Below are 11,478 nucleotides of genomic sequence, written 5' to 3'. Positions count from 1 at the left end.
GCGCGGCCGCCACGGCGCGGCCGCCGGGCAGCGCGTCGCGCACGCTGGCGAACAGGTCGCCCAGCGCGGTTTCCGCCGCGGTGCGGATGGGACGGACGTCAGCGTTCATCGCGCCTGCCGCCCCGCTCACGCCGCGGCCTGGTCGAGATAGTCCGCGTAGCCGCGGGCCTCGAGCTCGTGCGCCAGCTCCGGACCGCCGGTGCGCACGATGCGGCCCTTGGCCATCACATGCACCACGTCCGGCGTGATGTGGTCGAGCAGGCGCTGGTAATGGGTGATGACCACGAAGCCGCGATCCTGGCCGCGCAGCGCGTTGACGCCCTCCGACACCACCTTGAGCGCGTCGATGTCGAGACCGGAATCGGTTTCGTCCAGCACGCAGAGCTTCGGCTCCAGCAGCGCCATCTGGAGGATTTCGTTGCGCTTCTTCTCGCCGCCGGAGAATCCGACATTGAGGCCACGCTTCAGCATTTCGGGCGAAATGCCGAGCCGGTCGGCCTTTTCCTTCACCAGCTTCATGAACTGGGGCGTGGGCAGATCGTCCTGTCCGCGGGCGCGGCGCTGGGCGTTCAGCGCGGCCTTGAGGAAGGTCATGGTGGCGACGCCCGGAATCTCCAGCGGATACTGGAAGGCGAGGAACAGGCCCTTCGCGGCGCGCTCGTCCGCCGCCATCTCCAGCAGGTCCTCGCCGTCGAGCAGCGCCTCGCCGTCGGTGACCTCATAATCGTCCTTGCCCGCGAGCACGTAGGACAGGGTCGACTTGCCCGAGCCGTTCGGCCCCATAATGGCGTGGACCTCGCCGGCTTTGACGTCGAGGTCGAGCCCGCGAAGGATCGGCTTGTCCTCGATGGAGGCGTGGAGGTTCTTGATCGAGAGCAGCATTTCGGTCCTGTCCGTATCGTCGTCCCGGCCGCCCGTCGTCGGAGCCGGAGCCGCCCTCGTGTGGCGAGGCGGCGTTGTCCTGCGCGATCCCGGCGCGACGGCGCTGGGCCGTCTCCGGGCGGCGATCGGTTGCGTTATCCCACGCTGCCTTCGAGGCTGATCGAGATCAGCTTCTGCGCCTCGACGGCGAACTCCATCGGCAGCTGCTGCAGCACGTCCTTGACGAAGCCGTTGACGATGAGCGCCACCGCCTCCTCCTCCGACAGCCCACGCTGCTGGCAGTAGAACTTCTGGTCGTCCGAGATCTTCGAGGTGGTGGCCTCGTGCTCGAACACCGCGGTGGAGGTCTTGGCCTCCAGATAGGGCACGGTGTGCGCGCCGCAGTTCTCGCCGATCAGCAGGCTGTCGCAGTTGGTGAAGTTGCGGGCGTTGGTCGCCTTGCGGTGGGCGGAGACCAGTCCGCGATAGGTGTTCTGCGAGTGGCCGGCCGAGATGCCCTTGGAGATGATCTTGGACGTGGTGTTCTTGCCCAGATGGATCATCTTGGTGCCGGAATCCACCTGCTGGCGGCCGTTCGAGATCGCGATCGAGTAGAACTCGCCGCGGGAGCCGTCGCCGCGCAGCACGCAGCTCGGATATTTCCAGGTGATGGCCGAGCCGGTCTCCACCTGGGTCCAGGAGATCTTGGAGTTCCGGCCCCGGCAGTCGCCGCGCTTGGTGACGAAGTTGTAGATGCCGCCCTTGCCCTCGGCGTCGCCGGGGTACCAGTTCTGGACGGTGGAGTACTTGATCTCCGCGTCGTCGAGCGCGACCAGCTCCACCACCGCGGCGTGCAGCTGGTTTTCGTCGCGCATGGGCGCGGTGCAGCCTTCGAGGTAGCTCACGTAAGCTCCCTCTTCGGCGATGATCAGCGTGCGCTCGAACTGGCCGGTGTTGCGCTCGTTGATGCGGAAATAGGTCGACAGCTCCATCGGGCAGCGCACGCCCTTCGGCACGTAGACGAAGGAGCCGTCCGAGAACACGGCGGAGTTGAGCGTGGCGAAGAAGTTGTCGGTCGAGGGCACCACCGAGCCGAGATACTTGCGCACCAGCTCCGGATGCTCGCGGATCGCCTCCGAGATCGGGCAGAAGATCACGCCGGCCTTGGCGAGCTCGGCCTTGAAGGTGGTGGCCACCGACACGCTGTCGAACACCGCGTCCACGGCCACGCGGCGCTGCTCGACGCCCGCCAGAATCTCCTGCTCCCTGAGCGGAATGCCGAGCTTCTCGTAGGTGCGCAGCAGCTCCGGGTCCACGTCGTCCAGCGTCTTGGGCGCGACGAAGGCCTTGGGCGCGGCGTAATAGTACAGGTCGTCATAGGGGATCGGCGGATAGTCCACCCGCGCCCATTTCGGCTCGGTCATGGCGCGCCAGCGGCGATAGGCGTCGAGGCGCCATTCCAGCATCCACTCCGGCTCGTCCTTCTTGGCCGAAATGAAGCGAACGATGTCCTCGTTAAGGCCTTGTTCAGCGCGCTCGGATTCGATGTCGGTGACGAAGCCGTATTTGTACTGGTCGACGTCGATCTCGCGGACGCGGGCGACGGTCTCCTGAACTGCCGGCATTGTCATCCTCGCTTGTTCGCGCCCGGCCACGGGCCGGCGCGGCGCTTGAACGCATCTAAATAGCAGACGAACGCCGCGAGCTGAACGCTTGTTCGCGTTAAAGTTCCGTCATGCCGCTCCGCGGGCCGCCGCCCGCTGCGCGATGTCGGCGAAGGCGGCGATAAAGCGTTCGGCGTCGGCCGCGATGGAGGTCCAGCCGAAGCTCGCTCGCACCATTCCTTGCGCTAGATCGGGGCTGACGCCCATGGCGTCAAGCACGGGCGACGCCTTTGTGGCCCCGGACGAGCAGGCCGAGCCGGCGGAAACCGCGATTCCGGCGAGGTCGAGCGCCATCAGCGCATGCTGCGCCGAGACGCCGGCGAGGGAAAAACAGCTGGTGTTGGGCAGCCGCGCGGCGCCCGCGCCGAACACGGTGAGCGCGCCGAAGCCGGCGAGCGACCGCTCCACCTGATCGCGCAGGCGGGCGAGCTCGGCGAAGGCGCCCAGTTCGGCCCGCGCCTCCCGCGCGGCCACGGCGAAGCCTGCGATGGCCGCCACGCTCTCCGTGCCGCCGCGCCAGCCCTTTTCCTGCCCGCCGCCCCGCACCACGGGGCTTTCGACAAACAGGCCCTCCTCGGCCCGGACCAGCGCGCCCACGCCCGCCGGCCCGCCGAACTTGTGGGCGGCGATGGCGAGGAAGTCGCAGCCGAGCGCGCTGACATCCACCGGGATCTTGCCGGCGGCCTGCACCGCGTCCGCATGCACGAGCCCGCCGTAACGCTTCACGATCCCGGCCGCCGCCGCCACCGGCTGGATCACGCCGGTCTCGTTGTTGGCCACCATCAGCGCCAGCATCATGCGCTCGTCCGGCCGCTCGGCGGCGCGGGCGGCGAAGGACTGCTCCAGCGCGTCGAGATCGATCACGCCGCGCCGGTCCACCGGGATCACCTCCACCGCCTCGGGCGCGAAGCGGGCGCCGGCGCGCACCGCCGGATGCTCCACCGCCGACACCGCAAGCCGGGTCACGGGGCGGGGGTCGCGCGGATCGCGGATCGCGGGGCTGAGCGCGAGGTTCGACGCCTCGGTGCCGCCGCTGGTGAAGACCACGCCATCGGCCCGCGCGCCGACGAGCGCCGCCACCTCGGCCCGGGCGCGCTCCACGAGCGCGCGCTTGGCCCGCCCTTCCGCATGGACGGAGGACGGATTGCCAACCTCGGCCAGCGTCTCCGCCATGGCGGCGATGGCCGCGGGCCGGGTGGCGGTGGTGGCGTTGTGGTCGAGATAGACGCGGCTCGCGGTCATCGACGGGGCTCCCGTGCTGGCGGGCGCGCGGGCGGGGCGCACGCCGTTCTTGCATCCCGGCAGGTCCTTCGTGCTAGAGACTGCCGTTCGACTTCGCAAGCGGACGACGGAGCCCGGTTTCGGCCCGCCCGTCCCTGCCCGCGCCCGCCGCGCCCCGCGCGGGCCTGAACATGAGGACTGCGCCGACCATGCCCGAGGTCATCTTCAACGGCCCCGCCGGCCGGATCGAAGGCCGCTATCACCCGGCCAAGAAGCGGCGCGCTCCGATCGCGCTCATCCTGCACCCGCATCCGCAGTTCGGGGGCACGATGAACAACCAGATCGTGTACAATCTGTACTACACGTTCCTGAACCGCGGCTTCTCGGTGCTGCGCTTCAACTTCCGCGGCGTGGGCCGCAGCCAGGGCGCGTTCGACCACGGCTCGGGCGAGCTGTCCGACGCCGCCTCCGCGCTCGACTGGGCGCAGGCCCTGAACCCCGACGCCCGCGCCTGCTGGATCGCCGGCGTGTCCTTCGGCGCCTGGATCGGCATGCAGCTGCTGATGCGCCGGCCGGAGGTAGAGGGCTTCATCTCGGTCGCCCCGCCCGCGAACCGCTTCGACTTCTCGTTCCTCGCGCCCTGCCCGTCGTCCGGCCTGTTCGTCCACGGCGATCAGGACCGCGTGGCGCCCATGAAGGACGTGCAGACGCTGATCGAGAAGCTGAAGACCCAGAAGGGCATCGTCATCGATCAGGCGGTGGTGCCGGGCGCGAACCACTTCTTCGAAAACCGCACCGAAGAGCTGATGGTCGAGGTCAACGCCTATCTCGACAAGCGCCTCGGCGCCGTGGAGCCGGAAGAGACCCCCGCCGCCCTGCCCGCCCCGGACGACCAGTCCGGCGAGGACGACGCGGCGTAACGGCAACCGAGCAGGCGGCGCGAACGCGAGCGGTGATTTCACCGTCATGCCCGAGCCTGTCTCGGGCATCCACGACTTGGGCGCGCAAGCCCTCACCGGAGAGAAGTCGTGGATACCCGCGCGAAGGCGCGGGCATGACGCAAGGGCGAGCGGTGATTTCACCGTCATGCCCGAGCTCGTCTCGGGCATCCATGACTTGGGGCGCGCAAGCCCTCACCGAGGGCAAGTCGTGGATACCCGCGCGAAGGCGCGGGTATGACGCGAGGGCGAGCGGCCACCTCACCGTCATGCCCGAGCTCGTCTCGGGCATCCACGACTTGGGCGCGCAAGCCCCCATCGGAGGAAAGTCGTGGATACCCGCGCGAAGGCGCGGGCATGACGACGCGCGCTCTTCTCGCGTCCCTCGCCTGTCGGTCTACGGCGTCGCCAGCACGCCGCCGGTGAGCGGGCGCGGGGCGCCGGTGGTGCCGGGATAGGTCAGCGGCAGGCCGCGCAGGCTGCGCACCGCGAGCACCGCAAAGGCCTGCGCCTCGATCGCGTCCGCCGAAAGCCCGACCGCGTCCGCGCCGGTGACGTCCGCGCCCAGCCGGTCCTTCAGCATCCGCATCAGCGTGGGATTGCGCGCCCCGCCGCCGCTGACGAGCCACAGCGCCGGCCGCTCGGGCAGCAGCGCCGCGGCGCGGGCTACCGTCTCCGCGGTGAAGGCGGCGAGCGCCGCCAGCGCGTCGGCAAGCGCGAGCCCCTCCGTCGGCGCGGCGTCGAAGGCGTTGCGGTCGAGCGATTTCGGTGGGGCGAGATCGAAATAGGGATCCTCCATCAGCCGCGCGAGCGCCGCCTCGTCCACCTTTCCGCCGGCGGCGATGCGGCCGTCCAGATCGAACGGCGCGCCGATGTCGCTCTCCACCCGGTCGTCCATCAGCGCGTTGGCGGGGCCGGTGTCGAAGGCCACCAGGTCGCCGCCCGCGCCGATGAAGGTGACGTTGCCGACGCCGCCCAGATTGAGCACCGCCAGCGGCCGCGGCAGGTCGAGCTCCGCCACCAGCACGGGGTGGATGGTGGGCGCGAGCGGCGCGCCCTGCCCGCCGGCCGCCACGTCCGCCGCGCGGAAATCGTAGACCACGGGAATCTGCAGCCGGCGGGCGAGCGCCGTCCCGTCGCCGATCTGCACCGTCAGCCCGGCGTCGGGCCGGTGCAGCACGGTCTGGCCGTGGAAGCCGACCACGTCGATGTCGTCCGCCGACAGGCCGTTGCGGGCGAGATAGTCCTCGACCGCCTGCGCGTGGGCGCTCGTGACCACCGCCTCCGCCTCCGCCACCGCGCCGGGCCGCTCGTCCCGCGCCGCGATCGCCGTCGCGTCCTTCAGCGCCTGCGTCAGCGCCGCCCGCTCCTCCGGCGCGTAAGGCCGGTAGCCGGTGGGGCCGAAGCCGAAGATGCGCTCGCCGTTGGTCTCCACCAAGGCCACGTCCACCCCGTCGCAGGAGGTGCCGCTCATCAGCCCGATCGCGCGCATTGCGGTCGTCTCGTAAATCTGTGATCGCTGGTTCGAGCGCTAGCACACACGGGCGGCGTCCCCAACCTCAGCGCACGGTCGCGTGGATGACACGCTGAGGGCCCAACAGCGCGACCTTTGGCGTGAAATGAAAAACGAGCTTTCATCGAGCCAACGGACATGTGCCTTCGGATAATGAGCATAATATATGATCGAAAAAATCGAAAATTTTTTTATCTTTGTTTCAATATTGGCGATGTATCTGGTGGGATTATTTTTTCCGAACGCAATTGACGTTCCTGTTCCTAAAGTGGAATCGATCCCCTATTTCTCCATTCGCCACAAGCAAGGCGAGGTCCTGCTTCATGAGCCCGGCCTTACTTCGGGTTCGTCATTCCTGCTTTGGAAAAACTGGGGGCCGGCGACTCGCGCGAACATCTATCGCACGGAGGAAAACTGGCTGGTCGTGCTCGGCGGCGGAGGCGCTGCGGAGATGTTCCAGACGTCCGCGGGAGGTCGCATCGTTCCCGTTCCATGGAGCGATCGGAAGCGCACCGACGATCGCCGCTGGACCTATGTCGGAGCCGCGGACCTGCGTTTCAAACGCGAGCCGCGCTTCTACACGCCGCAGGAGCTTCCGGAATGTTTCGCCCTGTTCGGCGCCGGCTCCAGCCCCTACCGTCTCGAGCATCAGGCGCCGTCGCGCTGCCCGGCGGCGCCTTGAACGCCCGCCTCGCGTGGATTTCAGGCCCGAACCTGCTACACACGCCGCGCAACCAAGCCTGAATGCGCGTGATGAGCCTGCCGATGACCACCTACCGCTCCGATTTCCTGCGCCTGCTCCATGAGCGCGGCCAGATCCATCAGGCGTCCGACGCGGCCGCGCTGGACCAGCTTGCGAGCGAGGGCGTCGTCACCGCCTATATCGGCTATGATCTGACCGCGCCGAGCCTGCATGTGGGCCACATGGCCAACATCATGATGCTGCGCCGGCTGCAGCAGACCGGCCACCGGCCGATCGTGCTGATGGGCGGCGGCACCACCAAGATCGGCGACCCCTCGTTCCGCGACACCCAGCGCCCGCTGCTGGACGACGCCCAGATCGCCGCCAACAAGGCCTCGATCAAGCGGGCGTTCGAGCGGTTCGTCACCTTCGGCGACGGCCCGACCGACGCGGTGATGGTGGACAACGCCGAGTGGCTGGACCGGCTGGAATATGTGCCGTTCCTGCGCGAGATCGGCCGGCATTTCTCGGTGAACCGCATGCTGTCCTTCGACAGCGTGAAGACGCGGCTCGAGCAGGAGCAGCCGTTCTCCTTCCTCGAATTCAACTACATGATCCTGCAGGCCTACGACTTCCTGGAGCTGAACCGGCGCTACGGCTGCCGGCTGCAGATGGGCGGCTCGGATCAGTGGGGCAACATCGTCAACGGCATCGAGCTGTCCCGCCGGGTGGACGGCGCCGGCGTGTTCGCGCTCACCTGCCCGCTCATCACCACCGCCTCCGGCGCCAAAATGGGCAAAACCGCCGGCGGCGCGGTGTGGCTGAACGCCGACATGGCGAGCCCCTACGTGTTCTGGCAGTACTGGCGCAACACCGAGGACGCGGACGTGGTCCGCTTCCTGAAGCTGTTCACGGACCTGCCGCTCGACGAGATCGCGCGGCTCGGGGCGCTGGGCGGGGCCGAGATCAACGAGGCCAAGAAGGTGCTCGCGACCGAGGCCACCGCCCTCGCCCACGGCCGCGCCGCCGCCGAGGAGGCGGAGGCCACCGCCCGCAAGACCTTCGAGGAAGGCGCGCTCGCCGAGACGCTGCCGACCGTCGAGGTGGAGGCGGCGACGCTCAAAGCGGGTCTCGGCGTGCTCTCGGCCTTCTCCGAGATCGCGAAGCTCGTGGCTTCCAACGGCGAGGCCCGCCGTCAGGTGAAGGGTGGCGGCCTGCGGGTGAACGACCGCCCCGTCGCCGACGAGCGCGCGCTGCTGACCGAGGCGGACCTCACCCCGGAGGGCGTCATCAAGCTCTCGCTCGGCCGCAAGAAGCACGTGCTGCTGAAGCCGATCGCCTGACGCGCGTCAGCCGCTGGCGCGCCAAAAACAATCAGAAAATGCGTACTTAAACGGATGCAACCAGAAAGCATCCCCCTCGACACTGCGTGGTGTCGCATTCGAGGGGGAAACGGATGTCTGGAAAAGCGCGGACCTGTCTTCTTGTGCTCGCCGCATCCGCATGGCTCGCCGGCTGCGGGCCGGAACTTCATAATCGTGGAGGCTTCATAGATCAGAAGGCCGACCGCTACCTTTTCGTCGCCAACACGCCGAAAGAGCGCCTGCTTCGGGCCTATCTCGTCCATGCCGGGCTTGTGCGGCTGGCCTCGGTCGCGCCAAGCACAAGCTATCGAAGGGCGACCTATTTCAATCACATCATAAATATGAACGACCGATTTCGGGCCGTTCTCGAATGCGTCAACAACTGCTTCTACTATGACTCCGTGATGGTCGAATATGAAGATGCACTGCTTCAGTCCGCGATAGCGATCATCGACGAAGACTCGAAAAGCGGAATCATCGATGTTCTGGCGTCCATCTCTACAGGCGGCGCCAGCGACCTCGTCGGCAAGCTGCTCTCGGTCGCCAAAAGCTCATGGCGCTATGGGCGCCCCATGGGCGCCCTTTACAGAGATTACATTTATCTCAGACTTGAAATTTTTCTTGAGCAGAAGACATTGGCGCCATCGGGTTCGGCGCGCGCGCAAGCCGAAGAGTACTCGCTTCCAGACGCACAGAAGAAAATGAAATCCCTTCAGCCCGACGCCGCGCTGAGCATCTGGAACACCCATTTCGAAAGCATTCAAAGTTTCATAGAATATTCATGCCTTGGCCTTGGCATAAAAGACATCACCAAGACAGGCGACACCCGCTCCAAAGCACTCGAAACGTGCATAGGGACGTACGATTTTAAGAAATACATCGGCGAGCGGCCTGTGCCTCAGGTGATCACGGCGCCGGCGGAAGCGCGAGCTTGAGGTTTCCCATCCTCAGCGGCGTCCGGCGGGCTGGGCCGGGGCGGGCGCCGGCTCGGCGGCGCTGGCGTCCTGGCGGCGGAACTCGAACATCTTGCGCAAGGCGCCCGGCGCGACCGCGGACACCGGATTGACGGTGATGGTGGGCGCGCCGGTCTTGCCGGTCACCTGGAAGGTCACGCCCACAAGGCCGCCGTCTCGGCCGCCGCCGAGCAGGCCGCCGATCAGCGGCAGGCGGGCGAAGAAGTTGTTCAGCGCGTAAGCCGGCACGAAGGTGCCGACCAGCGCCACCCGGTCCCCGGCGTAGTCCACCTGCCCCTCCAGCGTCGCGCCGTATTGCGGGCCGGCGAGCGCGGCCTCCCGCACGTCGATGCGGCCGTCGCCCTCCACGAACACGATGCGCAGCCGGTCGAACCGGGTGGCGCCGGCGGTCGGCCCCCGCGCCGCGGCGGCGGTCTGCTGCACCCGCGCCAGCGCGACCTCGTTGCGCACGGCGAAGTCGCGCACCCGGAGCAGGCCGGGCCCGCCCACGAGCGAGGCCGACAGGTCGTAGCGGCCGCCCTCGATCCGGCCGTAGAGGTCGGCGAAGCGGAACAGCGCGCCGGCGTCCTCCCCGGTCAGGCGGAACCGGCCGTCCTCGGCGGTGGCGAGCCGGATCGGCCCGGCGCCGATGCGGGCCGATCCGTCGGCGTCGGTCACCTTGCCGTCGCGCATCACGAGCGTGGCGTCGATCCCCGCCATGGCCTCGCCGCCGAAGCCGACGCCAGTGCCGAGCTTGGCCTGCACGTCGAGCGAGCGCACCAGATCGGCGCCGCTCTTCGCGTTCGCCGCGCCGCCCCGCGCCTCCGCGCTCTTGCCGCGGAGCAGATCGACCAGCGGGCGCAGATCGAGAGCGGAGCCCTGCACGCTCACCTTCATGGCGCCGACCCGGCTCTTGTCCACGTCGATGCGGGCGTCGTCGCCGGGCGAGGGCCGGTAGATCGGGAACGAGGCCGACACAAGCTCGCCCTTGGGGCCGATCGTCAGCGCGCCGTGCACGCGGCGCTCGCCGCTTTCCAGCACGAAGTTGCGAATTGCGGTGCGCTCGCCGTCCGGCGCGATGGTGAGCGACAGGCGCCCCGGATCGCCCGCCGCCTTGCGGAAGCCCGGAACGACGCCGTCGATCGCAAGCGCCTTGAGGTCGGCGGACACCGTGATCGGCGAGCCCGGCTCGTCGAGCGAGAGCGAGGCCTCCAGCGGCGCCGTTCCGCGCAGCCGCCCGAACGTGTGCAGCCCGAAGCGCTCCAGCGTCTGCCCGTCCGCCTTCAGGGTGGCGGTCAGGCGGCGCGCGCGCGGCGCGTCCGGCGCCGGCTGCGCCTCGGTGACCGAAACCGACACGGGCGCGCCCGCCAGACTGCCCGACCCGGAGATGTCGGTGCGGCCGTCCCTCAGCCGGATGGTGAAGGCGCCCTTCTCGAAGCCGCGCCCGCCGGCCACGTCCGCGATGCTGGCGTCGGCGATCGAGGCGGTGAGATCGACCCGCGTTTGCGGCCCCTCCCCGTCCGGATGCCCGAGTTCGAACCGCGCCGTCACGTCCGCCGACAGCCGGCCGGAGGTCCGCGCCGGATCGAGCCGCGCCGGCAGCGGGCTCGGGCCGAGCGCGCCCGAGCCGAGCAGCGCCAGCACGGGATCGAGCGCGCCGTCGACGTTGAACCGCGCCGTCGCCTTCGGGTAGCGCGCGGCGGTGTCCGTCACCTCGAAGCGGAGGTTGGAGAGCGCCAGCACCCCGTTCGCGCCGGGGATCTGGCCCTGGTCCACCAGCACGTCCACCCGCCCCGCCACCGCCTCGATGCGGCCGCGGGCCTGCTCCACCCAGGGCAGGCCCGGACGCGGCCGCAGCCGGCCCTTGGTGAAGACGACGGTCAGCGCCATAGAGCCGTCCGGCAGCGGCGCGCCGTCCGCCAGCGCGCCGGCGGGCACGTCGAGGCTCAGCGTCAGGCTGTCGATGGAGCCGTCGGCCACATTCTCCAGCACCCATGCGCGCGCCTGCGGGGCGACGAGGAACGGCCACAGCTTCTTCGCGGCGGAGACCGGCATGGGATCGGCGACGAGGCCGAGGCGGATCGACGGCGTGGCCGCTCCGAACCGCACCACGCCCGACAGCGCCGCCTTGGCGGTCGGGCCGATGAACTGGGCGCGGGACACTTCCAGCGCGCCGGCGCGGGCGTCGAAGGCGGCGTCGAGGGCGATGAGGTCGAGCCGCAGCGGCGGCTCCCCCGCGCCGCCGCCCGACAGCAGCACGTCGCGCCCCTGCAGCGCCGCCC

At 69.0% G+C, this 11,478-nt stretch carries 9 protein-coding genes; 4 read left to right on the top strand and 5 right to left on the bottom strand.

Translation table 11 applies throughout. The annotated features are described in order from the left end of the window. Window positions 1–126: 126 nt before the first annotated feature. From sufC to ACFQ4O_RS10870, 3 genes are all read right to left on the bottom strand, one after another. Complete coding sequence (gene sufC / locus ACFQ4O_RS10880; RefSeq protein ID WP_378775718.1) at window positions 127–879, bottom strand: Fe-S cluster assembly ATPase SufC; 753 nt, start codon at window positions 877–879, stop codon at window positions 127–129. A gap of 137 nt (window positions 880–1,016) precedes the next feature. After that, window positions 1,017–2,486: a Fe-S cluster assembly protein SufB gene (sufB, locus tag ACFQ4O_RS10875; protein WP_378775716.1), complete on the bottom strand. Its 1,470-nt coding sequence runs from the start codon at window positions 2,484–2,486 to the stop codon at window positions 1,017–1,019. Between the two features lie 108 nt (window positions 2,487–2,594). After that, window positions 2,595–3,767, bottom strand: coding sequence for a cysteine desulfurase family protein (locus ACFQ4O_RS10870; protein ID WP_378775715.1), 1,173 nt, complete (start codon window positions 3,765–3,767; stop codon window positions 2,595–2,597). 188 nt (window positions 3,768–3,955) lie between these two features. Between ACFQ4O_RS10870 and ACFQ4O_RS10865 the strand changes: the two genes are divergently transcribed. Next, a complete protein-coding gene (locus ACFQ4O_RS10865) occupies window positions 3,956–4,666 on the top strand; it encodes an alpha/beta hydrolase (protein WP_378775714.1) in 711 nt (236 codons plus the stop codon). A gap of 415 nt (window positions 4,667–5,081) precedes the next feature. On the opposite strand, the gene ACFQ4O_RS10860 is transcribed toward ACFQ4O_RS10865, so the two are convergent. Beyond that, window positions 5,082–6,176, bottom strand: coding sequence for an anhydro-N-acetylmuramic acid kinase (locus tag ACFQ4O_RS10860; RefSeq protein ID WP_378775713.1), 1,095 nt, complete (start codon window positions 6,174–6,176; stop codon window positions 5,082–5,084). Between the two features lie 187 nt (window positions 6,177–6,363). Between ACFQ4O_RS10860 and ACFQ4O_RS10855 the strand changes: the two genes are divergently transcribed. The 3 genes from ACFQ4O_RS10855 to ACFQ4O_RS10845 all read left to right on the top strand — a co-directional run bounded on the left by ACFQ4O_RS10855 (window position 6,364) and on the right by ACFQ4O_RS10845 (window position 9,178). Continuing rightward, window positions 6,364–6,879, top strand: coding sequence for a hypothetical protein (locus tag ACFQ4O_RS10855; protein ID WP_378775712.1), 516 nt, complete (start codon window positions 6,364–6,366; stop codon window positions 6,877–6,879). 83 nt (window positions 6,880–6,962) lie between these two features. Beyond that, window positions 6,963–8,222, top strand: a complete 1,260-nt coding sequence (gene tyrS, locus ACFQ4O_RS10850; protein WP_378775717.1) for a tyrosine--tRNA ligase — start codon at window positions 6,963–6,965, stop codon at window positions 8,220–8,222. A 143-nt stretch (window positions 8,223–8,365) separates the two neighbouring features. Next, entirely contained in the window at window positions 8,366–9,178 is an 813-nt protein-coding gene (locus ACFQ4O_RS10845) for a hypothetical protein (protein WP_378775711.1), read from the top strand. Window positions 9,179–9,190: 12 nt separating this feature from the next. Here ACFQ4O_RS10845 and ACFQ4O_RS10840 read toward each other — a convergent pair. Continuing rightward, window positions 9,191–11,478: preprotein translocase subunit TatC (locus ACFQ4O_RS10840; protein ID WP_378775710.1), on the bottom strand; the 2,288-nt coding region annotated here is incomplete at its 5' end.

The sequence above is a fragment of the Methylopila musalis genome (assembly GCF_042679725.1).
GTDB lineage: Bacteria > Pseudomonadota > Alphaproteobacteria > Rhizobiales > Methylopilaceae > Methylopila > Methylopila musalis.
The sequence above is the reverse complement of the archived record's forward strand: the minus strand, read 5'-3'. Positions and strand labels throughout refer to the sequence as shown.